The sequence below is a fragment of the Fictibacillus arsenicus genome (genome assembly GCF_001999465.1).
Classification (GTDB): domain Bacteria; phylum Bacillota; class Bacilli; order Bacillales; family Fictibacillaceae; genus Fictibacillus; species Fictibacillus arsenicus.
On the sequence record NZ_MQMF01000001.1, the window covers coordinates 696,245 to 718,273 of the forward strand.

Consider the following 22,029-nt stretch of genomic DNA (forward strand, 5'->3'; position numbering starts at 1 on the left):
TTCTTTATTATGATGTAAATCATTTCTTTACAGTTATAAATTTTATAAATATTTTTAAAATTTTTAGTTTGTACCGTATAGGACAACCCTGCTTTTACAAATCTTAAAGGTAACAAGATTGGAGGGATCAAAAATGACTGTTTTTGAAACGATGTCACTGATGATTAGTTTCTCAATGCTCATTGTTACTATCCTTCATTCTAACGGCCGCTCTCGATAAACAGCAGGATTTTTCGTTTGTTAAACAGCTTGTGCCAGTTTCGCAGTTTTAAATGAAGACAGCCCCCGGATGCGGCTCTGAGGCGCCTATCCGGGGGCTGTCTTTGTCAGAAAGACAAAATGGCGGTTTGTCTTTGTTTGGGGTCAGACCCCTACTTTTGTACTATTTACTTCTTTAGGTTGTAGAATGCGTTCATTCCTGGATATACAGCAAGGTTGCCTAGCTCGTCTTCGATGCGAAGAAGCTGGTTGTACTTCGCAACACGGTCTGTACGTGAAGGAGCACCAGTCTTGATCTGACCAGCGTTTGTCGCAACTGCGATGTCAGCGATTGTGCTGTCTTCTGATTCACCAGAACGGTGAGAGATTACAGCAGTGTAGCCTGCACGCTTAGCCATTTCGATCGCGTCAAATGTTTCAGTCAGCGTACCGATTTGGTTAACTTTGATAAGGATTGAGTTACCGATTCCTTTTTCGATACCTTCAGAAAGCTTTGTTGTGTTTGTAACGAACAAGTCGTCACCAACTAGTTGAACGCGGTCACCGATGCGCTCTGTTAACAGCTTGAAGCCATCCCAGTCGTTTTCATCAAGTCCATCTTCGATTGAAACGATCGGATACTTGTTAACAAGCTCTTCGTAGAATGCAACCATCTCTTCAGATGATTTAACAACACCTTCACCAGAAAGGTGGTATTTGCCGTCTTCTTTCTTGAACAATTCAGAAGCAGCAACGTCCATTGCAAGACGTACTTCTTCACCTGGCTTGTAGCCAGCTTTTTCGATTGCTTCCATGATCGTTTGAAGAGCTTCTTCATTTGAACCAAGGTTAGGAGCGAATCCGCCTTCGTCACCAACAGCTGTGTTTAAGCCTTTTTCTTTAAGAACGGCTTTTAAGCTGTGGAAGATTTCAGTTCCCATGCGAAGTGCTTCAGGGAAGCTTTCAGCACCAACAGGCATAACCATGAATTCTTGAATATCAACGTTATTGTCAGCGTGCTCTCCACCGTTAAGAATGTTCATCATTGGTACTGGAAGAGTTTTAGAGTTGAATCCGCCAAGGTACATGTAAAGAGGCACGTTTAAGAAATCAGCAGCAGCGTGAGCAACAGCCATGGAAACACCAAGGATTGCGTTAGCACCAAGCTTGCCTTTGTTTTCAGTACCATCAAGTTCGATCAATGTTTGGTCAATTCCAACTTGGTCTAAAACATCGAAGCCGATTAGCTCGGGAGCGATGTTTTCGTTTACGTTGTTTACTGCGTTCATAACACCTTTTCCAAGGTAGCGCTCTTTGTCGCCATCACGAAGCTCAACTGCTTCGTATTCACCAGTAGAAGCACCAGATGGAACGATTGCACGACCGAAAGCGCCTGATTCAGTGTAAACTTCTACTTCAACTGTTGGATTACCACGAGAGTCGAGGACTTCGCGAGCATAAATTTCAATAATCGTTGACATAAAATTCTCTCCTTTTAATAAAAAGTTTAATGTAAAGGCTCATTTCAAAAAGGTTCTTGCTTTGAAGCATGAGTACGCTTCTAAGGAAAGTTGATTGGAGCCCAAGGTGTGAGACTCCTACGGGATCAGCGGGACAGGTGAGACTCCTAAAGGCGCAAAGCGCAAGGAGGCTCACCGCACGCCCCGTGGAAAGCGAACACCTGGAGCGGAAATAAACTGCTTCCACAACTAATCCAGACGTACAAGGGCCCTTTGCAGCGTTATGCACCTAAGCTGCCCTATTTAATTAACGTTTTACCTGTCATTTCTTTCGGCTGATTGCCTCCTAAAAGAGCTAGAACCGTTGGTGCAAGGTCGGCCAAGATTCCGTCCTGGCGAAGGTCTACTCCCTCTTGGGTAACAATTACCGGTACAGGATTTGTGGTATGAGCTGTCATCGGGTTGCCTTCCATCGTAATAACCTCATCGGCGTTACCATGGTCAGCTGTAATGATCGCTGCTCCACCTTTTGCAATAATTGCATCTACTACTTTTCCTAAACATTCATCAACTGTTTCAACTGCTTTAATCGTAGGTTCAAGCATTCCAGAGTGACCTACCATATCAGGGTTGGCAAAGTTTAAGATGATTGCGTCATGCTTGTCCGCTTCAATTTCTCCTAAAAGTGCATCCGTCACTTCATAAGCACTCATTTCAGGCTTTAAGTCATACGTTGCGACTTTCGGCGAATTGATTAAGATACGTGTTTCACCAGGAAACTCAGCTTCACGTCCTCCGCTGAAGAAGAACGTAACATGCGGGTATTTTTCTGTTTCGGCAATACGAAGCTGTCTGAAGTTTTGCTGTGATAAAACCTCTCCAAGCGTATTGTCCAAGTTAGTCGGCTTAAACGCCACATCACCATCTACTGTTTCACTAAAATGTGTTAAGCATACAAAGTGAAGGTTTTTAGGGAACGCTTCACCGCGGTCGAAACCACGGAAGTCTTCATTCGTAAACACTTGCGAGATTTGAATGGCACGGTCAGGACGGAAGTTACAGAAGATGACTGCATCTCCATCTTGAATAGTCGCTACTGGCTCGCCATTTTCTTTTTTCAAAACAGACGGCAACACGAACTCGTCATGAATTCCGTTCCTGTAAGAGTCTTCTACGACCTCGAACGGATCTGTGTAATCAGGGCCGTCACCATAAACCATCGCGCGGTACGATTTTTCTACACGATCCCAGCGCTTGTCACGGTCCATTGAATAATAGCGGCCTGATAATGTTGCAATCTCACCAATACCAAGTTCATTTATCTTATCGACTGTTGTTTGAATATAGCTCTTTGCAGATTGAGGCGGTACATCACGCCCGTCCAAGAATCCGTGCAGATATACCTTTTCTACATTCTGCTTTTTAGCAAGTTCAAGCAAAGATAAGATGTGTTCGATATGGCTGTGGATTCCGCCATCAGATAGCAACCCAAAGATATGAAGTGCTTTTCCTTCCTTCTTCACATGGTCCATAGCTTCGATAAAGGTTTGATTTTCGTAAAAATCGCCTTCTTTAATGGATAAATTCACGCGAGTCAAACTTTGATACACGATACGTCCTGCACCGATGTTTAAGTGACCCACTTCTGAATTTCCCATTTGACCATCAGGAAGTCCAACAGCTTCCCCACTAGCAGTTAGTTGTGCATGCGGATACGTTTCCCAGTAGCGGTCAAAGTTGGGCTTTTTCGCTTGTGCGACAGCATTACCTTTGTCTTCATTACGGCAAGCAAAGCCGTCTAAGATGATTAAAGCTACCGGTTTTTTACTCATCGGCTAACGCCCTCCAAAAGCTGAAGGTAAGATTTTGGCTCAAGGCTTGCACCGCCGACTAATGCGCCATCGATGTCAGACATGCCCATTAATTCTTTAATATTGTCAGGTTTTACACTGCCGCCGTATTGAATACGAACAGCATCTGCTACATCTTGTGAGAATTGTTCTGCAACAACGCTGCGGATGTAAGCACAAACTTCATTTGCATCTTCAGAAGATGCAGTCTTACCAGTTCCGATTGCCCAAACTGGCTCATAAGCGATAACCGTTTGTTTCATCTGATCATCTGAAAGACCTTGAAGACCTTTTTCCGTCTGTTCTTTAACAACATCTTTTGTTTTGTCAGCTTCACGCTGATCCAGTGTTTCACCCACACAAACGATCGGAGTTAATCCGTGTTTGAATGCAGCTTGTGTTTTTTGGTTAACCAATTCGTCTGTTTCTCCAAAAAGTTCACGGCGTTCAGAATGTCCAAGAATAACATATTGAACGTTTAGATCTTTTAGCATAACAGGGCTGATCTCACCTGTGAAAGCACCGCTCTCCTCGAAGTGCATGTTTTGAGCACCAATCGCAAGAGGTGTCCCCTCTGCTTCGTCTGCTAAACAATCAAGGAAAAGAGCAGGAGCACAGATTACAGAATCAACAGCTTCAGCTGAAGGCACAAGACCTTTCACTTCTTCTACGAAACTGCGAGCTTCCGCTAACGTCTTATTCATTTTCCAGTTACCTGCAATAATAGGTTTACGCATTCAAATTCACCTCTTTAAAGAGTTTTCATACTTTTTACTGTAGTTCTTGCAAGTAGTTGATTTACGCTCCGGGTGCTCGCTTTCCGCGGGGTGTGCGGTGAGCCTCCCTATCGCTTTGCGCTGGGGGGTCTCACCTGTCACACTGATCCCGCAGGAGTCTCGCACCCTACGCTCCAATCAACTTGTCAAAGAGGCAAAAAAGAAGTTCGCCTCTAATCGTTTTTCTAACGGTCGTTAAGTGCTTCGACGCCTGGAAGTGCCTTACCTTCCATGAACTCAAGAGAAGCTCCGCCGCCTGTTGAGATGTGGCTCATCTTGTCAGCTAGACCAAACTTTTCAACAGCTGCTGCTGAATCTCCGCCGCCGATTACACTGTAAGTATCAGTTGCTTCCGCAAGTGCGTTTGCTACAGAACGAGTACCATTTGCAAATGCGTCAATTTCGAACACACCCATAGGTCCGTTCCATATTACAAGCTTCGATTCTTTAATAACCTTTACGTACTTTTCGATTGTTTTCGTACCGATATCAAGACCTTCCCAATCTGAAGGGATGGAATCGATGTCTACATTCTTTGTGTTAGCATCATTTGAAAAATCGTCTGCTACTAAAACATCTTCAGCAATCAAAAGGTTTACACCGTTTTTCTTTGCTTTTTCCATAAATGTTTTTGCAGTTTCGATCTTATCTTCTTCTAAAAGAGACTTCCCTACGTCATGGCCAAGAGCCTTAATGAATGTGTAGCCAAGGCCACCGCCGATGATCAAGTTGTCTACTTTGTCTAAAAGATTGTCAATTACATCAATCTTGTCCTTAACTTTTGCACCGCCAATAATCGCAGTGAAAGGACGGTCAGGGTTTGATAGAGCTTTCCCAAGCACTTCAAGTTCTTTTTCCATTAACAAGCCTGATACAGCAGGAAGATGTTTTGCGATCCCTTCTGTTGAAGCATGTGCACGGTGTGCTGCTCCGAAAGCATCGTTAACATAAACATCAGCCAAAGCTGCGAATTTTTCTGCTAGTTCAGGATCGTTCTTTTCCTCACCTGGGTAAAAACGCACGTTTTCTAATAAGATTACGCCGCCTTCGTCTAGGCTTGCTAATGCTTTTTCTACTTCTTCCCCGTATGCTTCATCCGTTTTCACAACTTCTTTTCCAAGAAGATCGCTTAAACGCTGTGCAACTGGATCTAAACGAAGCTCTTCCACAACTTGTCCTTTTGGACGTCCTAAGTGGCTTGCTAAAAGAACTTTTGCACCTTGCTCTGTTAAGTATTTGATGGTTGGAAGAGCAGCGTTAATACGCGTTTCATCCGTAATGTTTCCATCTTTCATCGGCACGTTGAAATCAACGCGGCAAAAAACGACTTTGCCTTTTAGATCGATGTCGCGAACACTTTTTTTGTTCATAAGTACATGAAACCTCCTGACAGTCAAAAAGATTAAAAGAATGACAATCCCAGATTATACATGGGAAAGAGGAGTAGAAGCCCTGAAAAATGACTTCTCCCCCTCCTTATTGTTCTTCTCTATCTATTAAAGTCCTTTTTTAGCGATATAGTCAATTAAATCTACAACACGATTTGAGTATCCAGTTTCGTTGTCATACCAAGATACAACTTTAACCATGTTTCCTTCCATAACCATTGTAGAAAGAGCATCGATTGTAGAAGAATGAGTGTCGCCATTGTAGTCAGTTGATACAAGCGGCTCTTCAGAGTAGCCAAGGATTCCTTTTAGATTGCCTTCAGCTTCAGCTTTAAGTGCATTGTTCACTTCGTCAACTGTAACTTCTTTGTCTAATTCAACAACTAAGTCAACTAGAGATACGTTTGGAGTTGGAACGCGCATTGCCATACCGTTAAGCTTTCCTTTAAGTTCAGGAAGCACTAGAGATACCGCTTTTGCAGCACCAGTTGAAGTAGGAATGATGTTCTCAGCAGCCGCACGAGCACGACGAAGATCTTTATGTGGAAGGTCTAGAATTTGCTGATCGTTAGTGTATGAGTGAACAGTTGTCATCATACCGCGCTTCACGCCGAATTTCTCGTGAAGAACTTTTGCAAATGGTGCAAGACAGTTAGTTGTACAAGATGCGTTAGAGATAACATCGTGGTTAGCAGCATCGTACTTGTCTTCGTTAACACCAAGAACTACAGTGATATCCTCATCTGAAGCAGGAGCAGAAATGATTACTTTTTTAGCGCCAGCTTCTAAGTGTTTAGCAGCGTCAGCACGCTTTGTGAAACGTCCAGTTGATTCAACAACAACTTCTACACCAAGATCTCCCCAGCCAAGTTGTGCTGGATCGCGTTCAGCTAAAACTTTGATTTCTTTGCCATCTACAATTAGTGCATTTTCCTTAACTTCTACAGAACCAGCGAACTTGCCATGAACAGTGTCATGCTTTAAAAGGAAAGCAAGAGTGTCTGCATCTGTTAAGTCGTTTACAGCTACAACTTCTACCTCAGGGTTGTTGAATGCTGCGCGGAATACATTACGGCCGATACGACCGAAACCGTTAATACCAATCTTTGTTGCCATGTAAAATGACCTCCTTGATTTAAGAGAGAATTTATTTTTTATATAAAGGGAAAACCCCTTAATAACATAATGAAAATAGACTTACGGGCGACCCAATAGATTTCGGGCAGCTCCCTCGTCTGTAATGAGTACCTTTTTTGGACCATGTTTCATAAAAGCTGCAATCGCATCTGCTTTAGATGAACCGCCTGCTACTGCCATGATGAAATCACTTTTGTGAAGCTCATCAAGCTGCAGTCCGATCGTACGGACGCGATGAACGACTTCCCCTTGCTGGTTAAAGTAGTAGCCAAACGCTTCAGCGACGGCTTTTTCTTCATCCAGTTTTTCTAATAGGGATGGGTTGGAATTCCTGCGTTCTGCCATTGTTTTAGCATCACCAATCCCGTGCAGCACTATACCAGCGGAGTGTATGAGCTCCATCACTTCTTTCACACCAGGTTCAGCCATTAAAGAAAGATAGGTTTCTTTGCTAAGCTGATCAGGCAAATGAAGCAGCCTGTATTCGCCGTTGGCTTTTTGAGCCATTGTTGAGCAGATCGTGTTTGCCTGGTTTTCAACTTTCTCCCCAAGTCCTCCGCGAGCTGGAACAAACAGCAATTGCTGGCCTTTTTGGATTGGTGTCATCATCTCTGCAACAGAGGCAAGAGTTGTCCCTCCAGTTACGGCAATGATGTTTTTCGTTGACAGCTGACGTTTTAGCCTGTCAGCCGCAGCTTTACCCATGTCGTTCTTAATCCACAGATCTTGATCACTGTCACCTGGTACAACGATGACTTCAGACAGAATTAACATTTCCTTAAGATCTGATTCTAAAACATGCAAACCTGACAATTCTTTCATCATCTCAGAGAGTTCTATTAAAATATCATGTCCCTCTGAAGTTAATGACATGCCAGACGTCTGAATGGTCAGAAGCCCTTGATCTTTTAGGAAGGAAACCTCAGAACGCAAAACCCGTTCTGTCATGTTCAGGGTCGAAGCTAAGCTTCTTCTGCCAATGGGCTCATGAATTCTTACCACATTTAAAACGTTGTAACGTTTCCGCATCGTTTCCAGAAGGTCTGGCAGCAATTTCTTTTGAACATCTAATAGATTCTTCATTGCACATTCTCCTGATCCAATGGGATTACGGTACTTTTTGTTCATGTGGGGTAAAAAAATGTCTCTATGGACAAATTTCGTCCCGGTTAGTCATTTTTTGTCCCATTAGCGTAAGAAAATAACTTGGTGTTACCCAAGTATGTTATTGCCATTTGTATAATTCCCTGATCGCATGAATTTCAAACGTGCCAGAAACTGCTTTTTGTCATAAAAAAGTCAAATTTCCTTCTGGCAAGTTTATATTATCAAATACTTTCACTAGATTTCAACAACTTTTACTTATTAAAAATTAGTAAGCGCTTTCTTTACTTTATCAATGGAGATCATACCGTAATCGATTTGTACGCCCTCCACTTCTATTACAGGAATCATTAATCCGTATTTTTCAAGAAGTACGTCGTCTTTATAAATATCTACAGTTTCAATTGTGAACGGTATTTCCTTTTGCAGGTCTTGTAATAGTTTATGCGCCTTATCGCAGAGTGGACAATGTTCTTTTGTATAAAAAATCAAGTTTTTTGCGCCCATTTTTGGTTCTCCTTTTTAAACGATTGTTTAACTTAGATGATAGCAGAACTTATATAAAAAGAATAAAAATCTTATCCTTTAGGAAAGGCTGCTTTCGTATTTACTATTGCTCTTGATTGTGGTTGTTTTCCGCTCCAGGTTGCTCGCTTCCACGGGGCGTGCGGTGAGACTCCTGCCGCTTTGCGCTATTAGGAGTCTCACACCTTGAGCTTCAATCAACTAGTCAAAGAAGACTACTCAATAGAAAATGTACTGAGCAATAATCTTTCGATGAATCAAAGAAAAAGACCTCTTCCGTCTGGAAAAGATCTTGGCTCACATTTATGAAGAGTAGCGTTTTCTTTTTGAAGAGGACGGAATGTTTAATTCTTCCCTATATTTTGCAACTGTTCTTCGCGAGATGCTTAGTCCGCTGTTTTGTTCTAATAGAGCTGCAAGAACTTGATCAGACAATGGCTTCAGTTTGTTCTCGCTTTCTACCAGCTTTTTTATTTCTGTTTTAGCTGATGTTGCTGAAGCACTCCCGCCATCTTGTGTATATATTTTTGCTGAGAAAAAAGACTTTAGCTCAACTGCGCCTTTCGTAGTCTGCAAAACTTTATTCTTCACCGCACGGCTAACAGTAGATTCATGCACGCCTATTTGATCAGCTACATCTTTTAACGTTAAAGGTATGAGGTCCTTTTTCTCGAACGTATAAAAATATCTCTCTTGGACCCTAACAATCTCAGATGTAATTTTGAGAAGGGTTTCTTTTCTTTGTTCTAAAGCTTTTTTAAGCCAGTTAAACTTTTGATACGATTCATGTATAAATTTTGACGTTTTATTTTTATCTTTTAAAAGGGATGCATAGCTGTCATTCAGCTTCATGACTGGTGAATATTGTTCGTTGATCGAAATATGAAGTTTCCTGTTTTCCATTGACACGGACACATCCGGATATAAATAAGACTGCTCATCTGCTGGTGAAAAAGCTGCCCCTGGCCGTGGATCTAATGTCTGCAGAAAATCTGCCGCTTCTTCAATCTGCTGCGGCAGGACATTAAGCAATTCAGATAAGGTTTTGATTTTCCTTTCTCCTAGAAGTTCTAAGTGCTGATCTGCAATTATGTAGCTTAATGTGTGTTCGAGTTTTTGTTCAGAAAGCTGGATCAAAAGGCATTCTCTTAAACTGCGGGCACCGATGCCAGTCGGCTCTAACTTTTGCAGCATCGATATAAGTTCTTCACACTTCTCTATGGAGACTGTAAATCGTGCTGCCGTTTCTTGCGCAGTTACAGTCAGATAACCGCTTTCATTCAAGCTTAATAAAAGATAATTAAATATTTTGCGGTCCTGTCCCAGAAGAGGAAGCAGGATGGCTTGTTTATATAGATAGTCATACAGTGTTTCCTGTTCGATGATCAGATGGTCGTAACTCTGTTTATCTTCTGATTGACTGCTGACTCCATTTTTTCGTCCGCTTTTTTTCAGCGTTGTAAACATGCCTTTTGGCTCAGAAATTTCGATTAACGGATTTTCTAGCGCCTGCTCTTGCAGATAGGAAGTAAGTTCATAACTAGGAACTTGTAAAATGGCGATGGCCTGGCGTAGTTCAGTTGTCATGACTAGATTCATGCTCTGCTGTTGGTACAAACCCATTTCCATTTTGTATCCCTCCCCCTATTCATAATACTATAGATGTAAGCGCTATACATCCTACAAAATTTGGCGAAGAAATAACTTGACATGAGAATTGACTGGGGTCTGTCCCGGGACAGACCCCAGTCAATTCTCACACAATTTATAATACATTTAGGGCACAAAAAAATGCCAGCACCACCCGGGGGCAGTCTGGCATTCTAAACTTTACTATTAAAGTTTTGTTACGTTAGCAGCTTGTGGTCCACGCTCGCCATCAACGATTTCGAAAGATACTTCTTGTCCTTCTTCAAGAGACTTGAAGCCTTCTGATTGAATCGCAGAAAAGTGAACGAATACGTCGTTTCCGCCTTCAACTTCGATGAAGCCGAAACCTTTCTCAGCGTTAAACCATTTTACTTTACCATTTTGCATGGGTGTTTCCTCCTTACAAACGCGAGTGTTCGCGTTTTAACTCTTTTAACCGTATTACTATGTAAATAAAAAGACATAAAAAAATGCGTACTCATCTGAATAATCAGAAGCGGATTTAAGTGTTCCACTTCTTATTCAAAAAGTACGACCGCTTTAAATCCACAAATATTCACACCGTAAATGGTTAAATAAACTATAACATGCCCAAATTCAATTGTCAAAACAAGGGATGATTTTTCTCATTTAATTTTAATTAGGCACAAGAATAGGCTATGATAGTTAAGGGTTTTATATACATGATATTTACTTTCCATTTAAATTTAGGAGGATAAACATGAGCGAAGCATTTTCAGTTCCTTATTTTAAAGAAAACTTTCAGCAATTTATAGAAAGAAATAAAGATGTTTTTACAAAAACACACGCGATGAACGCCTATTACCGCTCTATAGTTGGCACACTGATCAACGACAACTTGAATAAAAACAGCGAGATCGTTCGCCGTATCCGTAATTTAGAAATGGCTTATATCGAAATTAAAAATCAAAATTAAGCTTACTTATATAAGAAAAAGGGTAATGTTTTCACATCCAGAGGTTTAAAATCCTACTCCTCGCGGGCATTATGATGATAGCCCATACATAAGGTTTAAGAAGGATATTAAGCATGAGTTGGCGAAATGAAAAGTTAAACAGCATATCGTTTGACCTTGTTTGACCTTTTTTGTATGATGACAGTACAGTTTAAAGTGAAAAAGGAGAAGGAGGATTTCCATGAACTTAATTCCAACAGTAATTGAACAAACGAACCGTGGGGAGCGCGCTTACGATATCTACTCCCGATTATTAAAAGACCGGATTATTATGCTTGGCAGTGCGATTGATGATAACGTTTCAAACTCTATCGTTGCACAGCTTTTATTCCTAGCCGCTGAAGATCCTGATAAAGACATCTCGTTATACATAAACAGCCCAGGTGGATCCATCACAGCTGGTATGGCGATCTATGATACGATGAACTTCATTAAGCCGCATGTATCAACAATCTGTATCGGGATGGCTGCATCTATGGGTGCATTCTTGCTTGCTGCAGGTGAAAAAGGAAAACGTTATGTTCTTCCAAACTCAGAAGTAATGATTCACCAGCCGCTTGGCGGAACTCGAGGTCAAGCGAGCGACATCGAAATCCACGCTCGCCGCATTATCCAGATGCGTGAACAGCTAAACAAAATTTTGGCTGAAAAAACTGGCCAGCCGCTTGAAGTTATCGAGCGCGATACAGACCGTGATAATTTCTTGCTTGCAGAAGATGCTGTTAAATACGGATTAGTTGATAAGCTCATCACTTCAGTAGACAGCACAGATATTAAAAAATAAGCGTTTAAAAAAACAGGACCGCTAAGGCGATCCTGTTTTTTGTTTGCAAATATTTAGATGACAGCTACAATTTTTCCTTTAACATGTCTTTCTGAAAGTTTGATAAGCGCAACGGGCACTTCTTCTAACGTTACTTTTTCAGAAATCATACTAGATAGCTCACCTTCAACAACGAGATTAGCTAACTCTTCATTCATTGTTGCTAAATCCTTTTGCGCTTCCCAATTGTTCGAAAAATGAGCTGCGCCAAGTGCGATTTCATGGAAAGACAGAGCCTGGCTAAAGGGTTTTACAGAAGAATAATCTGGATTACCGGCAATGAAAGCGATTCTGCCATTAAACGCTATGCTTTGAAGTGATTGTGTAGCATTATCACGGCTTACTGTATCAAGTACTGCGTTCACACCTGTATTCTTTGTTATTTCCAAAATACGAGCATGAACATCTTCTGTTTTATAAAAGATTACGTAATCTGCGCCGAGCTCTTTCACGTACTCTTCATTTTCAGGAGAACATGTTGTAATTACTTTTGCACCGATATTTTTAGCGAGTTGAATGGCAAATCCGCCAACTCCACCTGCTCCGCCATGAATAAGGATCGTTTCTCCACTCTGAAGGTTCATTTTGCGGATTAATGCTTGATAAGCTGTCATACCTGCACAAGGAAGAGCAGCAGCCTCTTCAAAAGATAACTCATCAGGTATTCTTGCAACAGTGTGAGCAGTTGTTACAGCAAATTCTGCAAATCCGCCTTTTTTCGTCAGATTGCCATGATAAAATACACGGTCTCCCTTTTGAAAACCTGTCACATCTTCTCCTATTTCTTCAATAACGCCTGCTGCATCCACTCCCAGAATGTGTGGATATGACCAATTTGGATTGCCATTGGTTGCAGTCTTGTAGTCTACCGGATTAAGACCCGCAGCTTTTATCTTTACAAGGACTTCACCTGATCCTGGAGCAGGTTTCTCCGTCTCGCTTACCTTCATTTCACGCCACATATTTTTATCTTCAAGCAGTAAAGCTTTCATATATATAAGTCCCCTTTATGATTAAAAATAGTTAATTGAAAAATTGATACAAGGGACAGTATATCCATTTTCCTAGCAAGCGAGTAGAAAAATGCTCAGAGCATTAATTGAACGGTGTCCTCACCGAATGGACAAACTGGGGATTTGTATTTGTGCGGGGTCTGTCCCCCTTTCGATTGCTTTGAGCATGGCTTTGGCTTTGTTGACGGTTTCTTCGTATTCACGCTCGGGTACAGAGTCTGCTACGACTCCTGCCCCAGCTTGGACATACGCTTTACCGTCTTGGAAAACGATTGTCCGAATGGCGATACATGAGTCCATTTGGCCATTGAAACCTAGATACCCAATCGCACCTCCATAGACGCCACGTGCTTCTTTTTCAAGCTCTGAGATAATCTGCATCGCTCTTACCTTTGGAGCACCAGATACGGTACCTGCTGGCATACATGAGCGAAGCGCATCAAAGAAATCTTTATCTTCTCGCATTTTTCCTTTTACATGCGAAACGATGTGCATCACATGGGAATAGCGTTCGATTTCCATATATGAATCAAGTTCCACTGTGCCAAATTCGCTCACCCGGCCAACATCGTTCCGGCCTAAGTCAACAAGCATCACATGTTCTGCGCGTTCTTTTTCGTCTGCCAAAAGGTCTTTTTCAAACGCTAAGTCTTCTTCTCTTGTTTTTCCTCTAGGTCGTGTTCCTGCGATCGGCCGGTTTTCAATGCAGCCGTTATCCACTTTTACAAGAAGTTCAGGTGACGCCCCGACGATAAAGGTATCTTTCGATTTGTAATAGTACATATACGGTGAAGGGTTCATCGAACGAAGCAGTCTGTACACATCAAAGGGATCTGCTTCTGTTTCCTGCTCGAACCGCTGTGACAGAACGACTTGAAAGATATCACCTGTTTGGATATATTCCTTTGCTTTTTCCACCATTGAGCAGAACTCTTCTTTCGAATGGGAAGAACGGACATTTCCGGTTTGCTTATTATTTTCAAATGCAAAATCGCTTTTTATTGAAGTCTTTTTTGAAGGCTCCTGCAATTCCCGATAGGTTTTACGGATGTTTTCGCAAACTTGTTCGTATTTCTTTTGAATGGTGTCTTCTTGATCTTCAGGATCAATGTGCATATTGCAGAGAATCGTTGTTTTTTGCTTAAGGTGATCAAAAACGATCATTTCATCTGTAAATAAAAATTCCATTTCATTCGACTGATTGGATGGGGTTGGCGGTGAAGGGACATTTTCAAAAGTATGAATAAGATCATAGCCGAAGAATCCGACAGCACCTCCTGTAAATGGCGGCAGTTCAGAGAGTTTGGGAGATTTGTAGCGTGATATGTGTTTTTTTACTATATCTAGAGGAGAACCGTGTTCATGAATTGTTTTGTCTTCATTATCATTTAAGTAGGTTAGATTCACATCATACCCTTTTGAGGAGATTACTAGGAAAGGCTTCCTGCCAATATAAGAGTACCTTGCCCAGCGTTCCCCGCCTTCTACACTTTCGAGTAAAAACGAATAATTTTCATGACGCACCTTTTCAAATTGTGAGATGCACGTTTCATGATCGGAAAGGTACGTAAAACCGACCGGAATAACATTATAATTTTGTTTTATAAGAGATACGACGTCCTCTATTGATGGGGTAAACATTTTCAACCACCTCTTTCAAATAATAAAAGCCTCGCGCTTGTTACAGCGGAGGCTTGTTTAAATGCAACATTAATAAACTAAGAAAGAGGTTTAATCCAGGATTAAATACTCTCAACTCAGCTCAAGCTATGCTCTCTTCTCTCCACTCATCTCAACTAACTGCTATTCTCCTGATTAGTGATTAATATAAAGGCTAGACCTTTGTCTGTCAACTGTTTGCAGTACTTTGAACGGATTTCAGCGATAAAAGGAATGCCTGATGACCCAGATCCAGCACACACTGAAAAATAATAGGATGCTGAAGGTTGCGGTAATTCCGAAAGCAAGGCTTAAGAATAGACCTGGGTTTGAGGGATCTGCAAATGAATAACTGAGCAATGCGAGAGGATAGATGATAATAAAAGTCAGCATGAACACCCAATAGATTCTCCTCAGCGTGCTCTTCTTAGGTTTAAGGATATAAAGGGTTAAGAGGATATTCACTATTGTTAAACCAGCGGCAAACGACCAGTCATACATAATACTCGTATGCTCCAAAGCAATCGCCTCCCTTTCCTCTATATCACTATATTAAGAAACGGTGTATGGCCAACCCTATAAAATAAAAAAACCGCACGTTTGTCCTCCTGATATGGACAAAACGGCGGTTTGTATTTGTCTGGGGTCAGACCCCTACTCAGTTTTTGAAACAAAATCTGCGAGGGCTTCGATCGCCTCATTTTCATCAGGGCCATTCACTGCTAACACAAGCTCAGATCCAGAGCCGACGGCTAAGCTCATAATACCCATGATGCTTTTTGCATTTACCTTCTTGCCTTCTTTTTCAACGAACACATCTGAAGTGAATCGGTTTGCTTCTTGAACGAAAAGTGCTGCCGGACGTGCCTGAAGTCCGCTTTTCAACTGCACAGTTACTTTTTTCTCAACCATTCTATTCTACCTCCTCTAGCCTTCTTCTCTTTATATCGAAACATCAATTGATGGGTTGACCTGTTCTAAGTTTTTCTGCAATTTCATCAATTTTTCGTAATCGGTGATTTACACCGGATTTGCTGACAGGGCCGGATGATACCATTTCTCCCAGCTCTTTCAGCGTGATTTCCTGATGGGTTACACGCAGCTGTGCGATTTCCCGCAGCTTGTTAGGAAGCACTTCTAGTCCTACTTGATCATCGATGTACTTAATATTTTCCACTTGTCTCATAGCTGCTCCGACGGTTTTGTTCAAGTTTGCCGTTTCGCAGTTTACCAGGCGGTTAACCGAATTTCGCATATCTTTTAAAATACGAATATCTTCAAAGAATAGAACAGCATGGTGAGCGCCGATCAGTGTTAAAAACTCTGAAATTTTCTCACCGTCTTTTAAATAAATGATATACCCTTTTTTACGCTCTAGCACCTTGGCTTTCAGCTTAAACTTATTCATCAGTTCAGCCAATGCAACCGTATGCTCTTCGTACATGGAAAAAATCTCAAGATGATAGCTTGTCTCAGGATGGTTCACTGAACCACCTGCTAGAAAAGCGCCTCTCATATATGCACGGCGGCAGCAGCTTTTTTTATTAAATTCCTCTGCAATGTTGCGGGTAAACGTGAACGACCCGTCAATAATCTTCAAATCTTCCAACAATGCTCTCGATTCTTCTGAAACACGTACGATGTAAACGTTGTTCTTTTTCAAGCGCATTTTTTTTCGTACTAACAGCTCAACGTGATAAGGATACACACGCTTGATCAGCGTATAAATTCTTCTTGCAATTGCAGCGTTCTCAGTTGGAATATCTAGAATCAGCTTTCTGTTGCTGAAAGAGATGGAGCCATTCATTCGAATCAATGCAGCCAGCTCTGCTTTTTTACAGCAGTCCTTCAGTTCAAGCTGCGTTAATTCTTTCTTTGTATCTGCAGCGAATGACATCTGCTTCACCACCTCTCTTTTGTTCCTTAACTATTTCTCAATAAGTCCTAACAGCAGATCAGATACTCGTCTTGCATCATGTCTGACGAGGGTCCCGTACTGGATGATATTATCGCAAACCAATCCGATGCCGAACGACTTTAGACGCTCCTCATCAAATAAAACTTGTGACGCACCTTCTTCCAGATAAAGATCCAAAAACTCTGAAGGTATCGTTTCGTTATTTACGATGACAACATCTATAAATTTATGCCCTACATGGTCAATTAAAGCCTGAATGTGATCTCCTGCTGTGTAATCCGTTGTCTCACCTGGCTGTGTCATGACGTTGCATACATACACTCTAGGTGCCGTTGCCTCGCGGATAGCCTTTGAAATTCCGCCAACGAGAAGATTCGGCAGAATACTCGTATAAAGACTTCCAGGTCCGATAACAATCAGATCGGCTTCTTGAATTGCCTTAACACTTTCACGAAGCGGTTCGATAAGTTCATCATTTAAGAAAACTCTTCTAATCTTTTTATTCGACAGCGGAATTTTAGATTCCCCCTGTACAATCGTCCCATCTTCTAATTCAGCACTTAAAATAATACTGTTCTTCGCTGCAGGCAGTACTTGACCTCTTACGTTTAAAACGCGGGAAAGTTCCCGGATTCCTGTTAAAAAGTCTCCCGTAATATCATGCATAGCAGCTAAAAGAAGGTTCCCGAGCGAGTGGCCGGTTATTCCGTCACCCACCTTGAACCGGTGCTGAAACATTTTTTCTACCAGCGGCTCTACTTCAGAAAGCGCGGCAATCACGTTTCTGACATCGCCAGGAGGAGGCATGTCATAATCTCTCCTCAGTCTTCCTGAGCTGCCGCCGTCATCTGCAACCGTAACGATAGCAGTAATATCTACAGGATAGTGCTTCAAACCGCGAAGGAGAACGGAAAGACCGGTTCCTCCGCCAAGCACTACCACTTTCGGCTGCTTCTTCATCTATACTTTATCCTTTCCCATATCTCTGTGGCTGCTAAAAGTAACGTACTCTTTTGATAGCGTGTTTCCAATATATTCAGCAAGGGCTACAGAACGGTGCTTTCCGCCCGTACAGCCTATTCCGATAATAAGCTGGCTCTTTCCTTCTCGTTTGTATTGCGGAACCATGAAATGAAGAAGATCGAGCAGCTTTTCTAAGAATTTGTTCGTTTCCGGCCACTTTAAAACATATTCAGAAATGTCCGGCTCGAGTCCTGTTCTCGGTCTCATATGCTCAATGTAATGAGGATTCGGTAAGAAACGAACATCAAACACCAAGTCAGCATCGATTGGCATGCCATATTTAAAACCGAATGACATGACATTGATCGTAAACGGATGAGCAGCGTTTGCAGAATAGCGCTGAATGATACGCTCACGCAATTGCAGCGGTTTAAGGTCTGATGTGTCAAGCACTTGCTGAGCTCTTCCCTTTAACTCTTCCAGCATTTCACGTTCCTGCGTAATCCCTTGAAGAGGATTCCCGCTTTTCGCCAGCGGATGCGAACGGCGCGTTTCCTTATATCTGCGGACAAGTGTAGCATCCTTGCAGTCTAAATATAAAATCTGCGGCTGAATGTCTGATGAGACCGCGAGCTGATCCAACGTTGAAAACAGCTGATCAAAAAATTCACGGCCGCGAAGGTCCATCACGAGCGCAACCTTGTTCAGCTTACCGGCAGATTCTTGCATCAATTCTACAAATTTAGGGAGTAGTGCAGGCGGCAGATTATCTACACAGAAGAAGCCTAAATCCTCGAAGCTCTGCATGGCCACCGTTTTTCCGGCTCCTGACATTCCTGTAATAATCACCATTTGTACGTCTTGTCTTTCCATGCCGTATCCCCCCTGTAACTATGTTCAATAATTATGCGTCGGCTCTATTTTATGCCGGATCTAATCGATAAGAAAGCAATTCAAAGTCAGGTGTATATGTGAATGTACCAAAAATCATATTGCTTCCTTTTGTCACATAATCCAAAATGTGATGATCCCCTGGTGCCATCGGCAGTTCTCTTACTTCATCAACCGGCTTCCAGGCTAATTTTCCTTCTTCACATTCTTCTAGCGCTTCACCTTCTGAATCTGTTGCTAAAAAGGTAAACATCATCCATTCCGATACGATTTTGTCACCTTGTTTAATAATAAAATTAAAAACACCCTTTAATTGCGGGTTCTTTAAATAAATACCTGTTTCTTCCCGGTATTCCCGGATAACAGTGTCACGAATCGACTCTTCAGACTCCATTTTACCTCCGGGTGCTACCCACCAGCCCCGTCTAGGCTTTTGAAGCAAAAGCACTTGATTATCTTTGATTAACACACAGTTTGTTACTCTTTGCACTTATTTCACCTCAGGGCTTTGTCTATATCGTTTAGTATACTAAATTATGTAACCCCTCACAATACTGACGCCTCAAGGGTTTATCGTATTTAGTATTCTTATTTTTAAAGTATCGTTTTTGTTTTATTATGTGAAAAAATCTGATAAATAAAAAAGCTACTCTTCTAAAGGTTCTTTTCAAAAAGATTGTAGCTTTAGAGTAATTTTGTGCTTTGATTGAAGCGCAAGGTGCGAGACTCCTGCGGGACAAGCGGTCAGGTGAGACCCCGCAGGCGGAAATCCGCCGAGGAGGCTCACCGCTCGCCCCGCGGAAAGCGAGCATCCTGGAGCGGAAATCAACCACTTCCAAAGCAACAAAAATTACGAAAACAGAACACATAAAAAAAGGACACGAAGCATAGCTCCGTGTCAAAGTCTTGCCTTTATAAAAAGGGGGTCAATTTCTTATTTTTATATTACCCCACAATTGTTTCACCACTGTTACAAGTTGATTAATTAGAAGTTACGTTTTTTAACTTTTCAGCCAAATTTTCCACATAGTGCTGTGCAGCCTGTGCGGCGATACTTCCATCACCTGTTGCGGTAACGATTTGACGAAGAGTTTTTTCACGAATATCACCAGCAGCAAAGATGCCTGGGATCTTCGTTTCCATCTGTTCGTTCGTTTCTACATACCCGTTCTCATTCGTGATACCTAAGTCTTTGAACGCTGCATTTAGCGGAAGCATTCCGATATAAATGAATACACCGTCTGTTTTAAAGTCTGACTCTTCCCCTGTTTCAGTATTCACAAGGGTTACGTTGCCCACTTTGTTATTTTCAGCGTGGATTTCTTTTACAGAATGATTCCAGATGAATTCGATCTTGTCGTTGTCAAACGCACGCTGCTGAAGAATCTTTTGAGCTCGAAGCTTATCACGTCTATGAACGATCGTTACTTTTGTCGCAAAACGTGTTAAGTACACGCCTTCCTCAACTGCAGAGTCTCCACCGCCGACAACAACTAGTTCACGGCCTTTAAAGAACGCTCCGTCACATACCGCACAATACGATACACCGCGGCCTGATAGTTCTTTTTCACCAGGTATTCCAAGCTTTTTATATTCTGCACCTGTAGAAATAATGATCGAGCGGGCTTTGTATGTTTTGCTTCCTGCTTTGATCGTCTTATATTCTTCATCGTCGATAATTTCTTTTACATCGCCATACGCGTATTCAGCACCGAACTTTTTTGCGTGCTCAAACATTTTGTTTGAAAGTTCCGGTCCTAAAATATGGTCAAATCCAGGATAGTTCTCAACGTCCTCTGTATTTGCCATCTGTCCGCCAGGAATTCCGCGTTCAATCATAATTGTGTCCAAATTCGCACGGGATGTGTAAACCGCAGCAGTCATACCTGCTGGTCCCGCACCTAGTATTGCTACATCATAAATTTTTTCTTCACTCATTAAAGTACACTCCTTATATAAGGAAATTCTTATTTACTATACGTCTATCCTATCGGCTCATAGGAGCAAAGTCCAAGATTCTGCTCATACGTTACGATTTACCCAGCTGATCAGCTTTTTAATTCTTAAGGAGAGGACGGAAACCGAAACTTCGTACAATTCAGCGATTGCTTTTTGAGTCGATTTCCCTCTTTGCTTACGTGCTAAGTGATCGATTGCCGCAGCGATTGCTTTTTCGTTATCAAAGATTTTTTCGCCGTTAACTTCTGACAGTTTTATAGCTTCTGACCAGTAAAAAAGAACTTGCTCATCGATTGCAGAGCCGCTTTCTTTAACAATCTGAAGAACATCCAGTGCCTGAATTAATAGAGCAGAAGGACTCCCTACTTCTACGAGTGCTTCTTCATGTGCTAGTTTAACCGGGAGCTCCGGATGATGCTCAAGCATGATGTTTGCAGCAATTTCTTTTACGAAAAGAGATTCTTCTTTGCGCATGCAAAAATCACGAAGAGTCTCGTAGGCCTCTTCATTTTTATTCCCTCTAAGTAAAAATAAATGCGTGATTTTGTTTTTTTCCAGTCCTTTACGTACATGCTGGATATGTTCCAGCGCTTTAATCTGACGGTCTTTTTTCGGCTTGTTCTGATTGTTCGCAGGAATGCGGTACTGATAGTCTCCGCCTGAAACCGTCAGATCACCGTTTTGTGCTTTTTCTATATAAAATGGTGCAACATTGCCTTCTGGATCTAATTCGAGTACCTTTTTCCACGTTTTTAAAGAGAGCTCTTTATGTCCGAGCGCGTAATAAGAAACGGCAAGCATGTGAGTCGTTACAGGATCATAGACGAACGAAGATTTTCGTAATGTCTGCAGCCATTTATTCGCATAAACATGTTCTTCTAGAAGACCAAACGTGTTTCCGAGCTTGTATCTGTGCTCTGGGTGCATAGGGTGCACCATTTTAAGCCGTTCTACAAGCTTTCCGCCAGGTTCGTCCATTCCTAAATGGAATAAAAAGATCGCTAAATTACATAAAGCGTTCAAATTACCAGGATTCTTATCCAATACATCCTGAAGAACATCCATTGCTTCATCAAATTCGCTTTTATAAAAATGCGTAAGAGCTAGATTATTGTATGCTGCCCAAAACTTCGGGTGATTTTCGATAATATCACGAAGCTGCTCTTGTGCAAGAGGAAGATCTCCGCGCTCGATCGATTGTCTTGCCTCATCATGAGATTTGATCAGCTCTTCTTCTGTCGAAAGAGGCAGACCGTTTGCTGACTTGCTGCCTGTTTCAAGACTGATCAGATCAAGCAGTTCCTGCGTGTCATCGACAAATTCACCGTCTGGATCGTATTGAATGTATAACAAAGCATGTTCTTCTGCATCAGAATACATGCCTAAATGAGCAAAATTGTTCGCAAGGAAGAAATGACATTCTGACATATCAGATCCATTCTCGATTACGTTCAATAGATGCCTGTTAGATTCTTCATATTCACCTATCTCAGCAAGCGTTGACGCCAGCTGACATAAAAAAGAGGGCTCTTCCGGCTGGAAGGTAACGGCCCGCTCAAACATTTTTTTTGCTGTATATAAATCACGCCTGTTGTAGGCTTTAATTCCTTTTTCAAAAAAATAGTCCCCATCCTGAATAAAGGGAAGAACGCGGCCGCCTGCTTCAGTGGCCCTATTTCTTTTATACATATATTAGTTCCCCCATCTACTATGTAAACTCTTTACTTCTTTATCGTTCA

General features: G+C 41.8%; 23 protein-coding genes. 4 read left to right on the forward strand and 19 right to left on the reverse strand.

Features of this window, described 5'->3' with window-relative positions; genetic code table 11:
• The first annotated feature begins 133 nt into the window (after positions 1–133).
• On the forward strand, positions 134–220 hold the full coding sequence (locus UN64_RS21465) for a putative holin-like toxin (protein ID WP_226536389.1): 87 nt from the start codon (positions 134–136) through the stop codon (positions 218–220).
• Between the two features lie 166 nt (positions 221–386).
• Here the strand turns inward: UN64_RS21465 and eno are convergent, their stop codons facing one another.
• The 7 genes from eno to UN64_RS03475 form a co-directional block, all read right to left on the reverse strand.
• Positions 387–1,679 carry a phosphopyruvate hydratase gene (gene eno / locus UN64_RS03445; RefSeq protein ID WP_077359729.1) on the reverse strand — a complete coding sequence of 431 codons (1,293 nt, stop codon included), beginning with the start codon at positions 1,677–1,679 and terminating at the stop codon, positions 387–389.
• 278 nt (positions 1,680–1,957) lie between these two features.
• Positions 1,958–3,490 (reverse strand): 2,3-bisphosphoglycerate-independent phosphoglycerate mutase, encoded by a 1,533-nt coding sequence (gene gpmI / locus UN64_RS03450; RefSeq protein ID WP_077359731.1) that lies wholly within the window; start codon positions 3,488–3,490, stop codon positions 1,958–1,960.
• Positions 3,487–4,245 carry a triose-phosphate isomerase gene (gene tpiA, locus UN64_RS03455; RefSeq protein ID WP_077359733.1) on the reverse strand — a complete coding sequence of 253 codons (759 nt, stop codon included), beginning with the start codon at positions 4,243–4,245 and terminating at the stop codon, positions 3,487–3,489. Before tpiA ends, gpmI begins: the two co-directional genes overlap by 4 nt.
• A 224-nt stretch (positions 4,246–4,469) precedes the next feature.
• Positions 4,470–5,654: a phosphoglycerate kinase gene (locus UN64_RS03460; protein WP_077359735.1), complete on the reverse strand. Its 1,185-nt coding sequence runs from the start codon at positions 5,652–5,654 to the stop codon at positions 4,470–4,472.
• A gap of 126 nt (positions 5,655–5,780) precedes the next feature.
• Positions 5,781–6,788, reverse strand: coding sequence for a type I glyceraldehyde-3-phosphate dehydrogenase (gene gap, locus UN64_RS03465; RefSeq protein ID WP_077359737.1), 1,008 nt, complete (start codon positions 6,786–6,788; stop codon positions 5,781–5,783).
• Positions 6,789–6,869: 81 nt separating this feature from the next.
• Entirely contained in the window at positions 6,870–7,892 is a 1,023-nt protein-coding gene (locus UN64_RS03470) for a sugar-binding transcriptional regulator (RefSeq protein ID WP_077359739.1), read from the reverse strand.
• A 282-nt stretch (positions 7,893–8,174) separates the two neighbouring features.
• Complete coding sequence (locus tag UN64_RS03475; protein ID WP_077359741.1) at positions 8,175–8,420, reverse strand: glutaredoxin family protein; 246 nt, start codon at positions 8,418–8,420, stop codon at positions 8,175–8,177.
• A gap of 204 nt (positions 8,421–8,624) precedes the next feature.
• On the opposite strand from UN64_RS03475, the gene UN64_RS21345 reads away from it, so the two are divergent.
• Positions 8,625–8,747 carry a hypothetical protein gene (locus tag UN64_RS21345; RefSeq protein WP_281249321.1) on the forward strand — a complete coding sequence of 41 codons (123 nt, stop codon included), beginning with the start codon at positions 8,625–8,627 and terminating at the stop codon, positions 8,745–8,747.
• Here UN64_RS21345 and rpoN read toward each other — a convergent pair.
• Together rpoN and cspD are read right to left on the reverse strand one after the other, a co-directional pair.
• Positions 8,742–10,067, reverse strand: a complete 1,326-nt coding sequence (gene rpoN / locus UN64_RS03480) for an RNA polymerase factor sigma-54 (RefSeq protein WP_077359743.1) — start codon at positions 10,065–10,067, stop codon at positions 8,742–8,744. The two genes, UN64_RS21345 and rpoN, sit on opposite strands and share 6 nt — an antisense overlap.
• 207 nt (positions 10,068–10,274) lie before the next feature.
• Positions 10,275–10,475, reverse strand: coding sequence for a cold-shock protein CspD (gene cspD, locus UN64_RS03485; RefSeq protein ID WP_066245685.1), 201 nt, complete (start codon positions 10,473–10,475; stop codon positions 10,275–10,277).
• A 334-nt stretch (positions 10,476–10,809) separates the two neighbouring features.
• Between cspD and yvfG the strand changes: the two genes are divergently transcribed.
• Together yvfG and clpP are read left to right on the forward strand one after the other, a co-directional pair.
• Positions 10,810–11,025, forward strand: coding sequence for a protein YvfG (gene yvfG / locus UN64_RS03490; RefSeq protein ID WP_077359745.1), 216 nt, complete (start codon positions 10,810–10,812; stop codon positions 11,023–11,025).
• Positions 11,026–11,245: 220 nt separating this feature from the next.
• On the forward strand, positions 11,246–11,848 hold the full coding sequence (gene clpP / locus UN64_RS03495; protein ID WP_077359747.1) for an ATP-dependent Clp endopeptidase proteolytic subunit ClpP: 603 nt from the start codon (positions 11,246–11,248) through the stop codon (positions 11,846–11,848).
• Positions 11,849–11,901: 53 nt separating this feature from the next.
• Here clpP and UN64_RS03500 read toward each other — a convergent pair whose 3' ends face one another.
• From UN64_RS03500 to UN64_RS03550, 10 genes are all read right to left on the reverse strand, one after another.
• On the reverse strand, positions 11,902–12,879 hold the full coding sequence (locus UN64_RS03500; RefSeq protein ID WP_077359749.1) for a zinc-binding dehydrogenase: 978 nt from the start codon (positions 12,877–12,879) through the stop codon (positions 11,902–11,904).
• A 120-nt stretch (positions 12,880–12,999) separates the two neighbouring features.
• A complete protein-coding gene (gene trpE, locus UN64_RS03505; RefSeq protein WP_077359751.1) occupies positions 13,000–14,541 on the reverse strand; it encodes an anthranilate synthase component I in 1,542 nt (513 codons plus the stop codon).
• 237 nt (positions 14,542–14,778) lie between these two features.
• Positions 14,779–15,078 (reverse strand): hypothetical protein, encoded by a 300-nt coding sequence (locus tag UN64_RS03510; protein ID WP_077359753.1) that lies wholly within the window; start codon positions 15,076–15,078, stop codon positions 14,779–14,781.
• A gap of 135 nt (positions 15,079–15,213) precedes the next feature.
• On the reverse strand, positions 15,214–15,471 hold the full coding sequence (locus tag UN64_RS03515; protein WP_077359755.1) for an HPr family phosphocarrier protein: 258 nt from the start codon (positions 15,469–15,471) through the stop codon (positions 15,214–15,216).
• A 43-nt stretch (positions 15,472–15,514) separates the two neighbouring features.
• On the reverse strand, positions 15,515–16,456 hold the full coding sequence (whiA, locus tag UN64_RS03520) for a DNA-binding protein WhiA (RefSeq protein WP_077359757.1): 942 nt from the start codon (positions 16,454–16,456) through the stop codon (positions 15,515–15,517).
• A 30-nt stretch (positions 16,457–16,486) separates the two neighbouring features.
• A complete protein-coding gene (locus UN64_RS03525) occupies positions 16,487–17,437 on the reverse strand; it encodes a gluconeogenesis factor YvcK family protein (protein WP_077359759.1) in 951 nt (316 codons plus the stop codon).
• Positions 17,438–18,313, reverse strand: a complete 876-nt coding sequence (gene rapZ, locus UN64_RS03530; protein WP_077359761.1) for an RNase adapter RapZ — start codon at positions 18,311–18,313, stop codon at positions 17,438–17,440. It lies immediately after the preceding gene.
• 49 nt (positions 18,314–18,362) lie between these two features.
• Positions 18,363–18,821 carry an NUDIX hydrolase gene (locus UN64_RS03535; protein WP_066292588.1) on the reverse strand — a complete coding sequence of 153 codons (459 nt, stop codon included), beginning with the start codon at positions 18,819–18,821 and terminating at the stop codon, positions 18,363–18,365.
• A 491-nt stretch (positions 18,822–19,312) separates the two neighbouring features.
• Complete coding sequence (gene trxB / locus UN64_RS03545; RefSeq protein ID WP_077359765.1) at positions 19,313–20,269, reverse strand: thioredoxin-disulfide reductase; 957 nt, start codon at positions 20,267–20,269, stop codon at positions 19,313–19,315.
• Between the two features lie 84 nt (positions 20,270–20,353).
• Positions 20,354–21,979, reverse strand: coding sequence for a tetratricopeptide repeat protein (locus UN64_RS03550; RefSeq protein ID WP_077359767.1), 1,626 nt, complete (start codon positions 21,977–21,979; stop codon positions 20,354–20,356).
• Positions 21,980–22,029: the final 50 nt, after the last annotated feature.

Coding starts and splice junctions, on each gene's coding strand:
- tpiA (WP_077359733.1), bottom strand. CDS start 4,245: ATGCGTAAACCTATTATTGCAGGTAACTGGAAAATGAATAAGACGTTA.
- gap (WP_077359737.1), bottom strand. CDS start 6,788: ATGGCAACAAAGATTGGTATTAACGGTTTCGGTCGTATCGGCCGTAAT.
- rapZ (WP_077359761.1), bottom strand. CDS start 18,313: ATGGAAAGACAAGACGTACAAATGGTGATTATTACAGGAATGTCAGGA.
- trxB (WP_077359765.1), bottom strand. CDS start 20,269: ATGAGTGAAGAAAAAATTTATGATGTAGCAATACTAGGTGCGGGACCA.
- UN64_RS03500 (WP_077359749.1), bottom strand. CDS start 12,879: ATGAAAGCTTTACTGCTTGAAGATAAAAATATGTGGCGTGAAATGAAG.
- whiA (WP_077359757.1), bottom strand. CDS start 16,456: ATGTCATTCGCTGCAGATACAAAGAAAGAATTAACGCAGCTTGAACTG.
- UN64_RS03525 (WP_077359759.1), bottom strand. CDS start 17,437: ATGAAGAAGCAGCCGAAAGTGGTAGTGCTTGGCGGAGGAACCGGTCTT.
- UN64_RS03550 (WP_077359767.1), bottom strand. CDS start 21,979: ATGTATAAAAGAAATAGGGCCACTGAAGCAGGCGGCCGCGTTCTTCCC.
- trpE (WP_077359751.1), bottom strand. CDS start 14,541: ATGTTTACCCCATCAATAGAGGACGTCGTATCTCTTATAAAACAAAAT.
- UN64_RS03460 (WP_077359735.1), bottom strand. CDS start 5,654: ATGAACAAAAAAAGTGTTCGCGACATCGATCTAAAAGGCAAAGTCGTT.
- yvfG (WP_077359745.1), top strand. CDS start 10,810: ATGAGCGAAGCATTTTCAGTTCCTTATTTTAAAGAAAACTTTCAGCAA.
- cspD (WP_066245685.1), bottom strand. CDS start 10,475: ATGCAAAATGGTAAAGTAAAATGGTTTAACGCTGAGAAAGGTTTCGGC.
- clpP (WP_077359747.1), top strand. CDS start 11,246: ATGAACTTAATTCCAACAGTAATTGAACAAACGAACCGTGGGGAGCGC.
- UN64_RS03470 (WP_077359739.1), bottom strand. CDS start 7,892: ATGAAGAATCTATTAGATGTTCAAAAGAAATTGCTGCCAGACCTTCTG.
- UN64_RS03475 (WP_077359741.1), bottom strand. CDS start 8,420: ATGGGCGCAAAAAACTTGATTTTTTATACAAAAGAACATTGTCCACTC.
- gpmI (WP_077359731.1), bottom strand. CDS start 3,490: ATGAGTAAAAAACCGGTAGCTTTAATCATCTTAGACGGCTTTGCTTGC.
- UN64_RS03515 (WP_077359755.1), bottom strand. CDS start 15,471: ATGGTTGAGAAAAAAGTAACTGTGCAGTTGAAAAGCGGACTTCAGGCA.
- eno (WP_077359729.1), bottom strand. CDS start 1,679: ATGTCAACGATTATTGAAATTTATGCTCGCGAAGTCCTCGACTCTCGT.
- rpoN (WP_077359743.1), bottom strand. CDS start 10,067: ATGGAAATGGGTTTGTACCAACAGCAGAGCATGAATCTAGTCATGACA.
- UN64_RS21465 (WP_226536389.1), top strand. CDS start 134: ATGACTGTTTTTGAAACGATGTCACTGATGATTAGTTTCTCAATGCTC.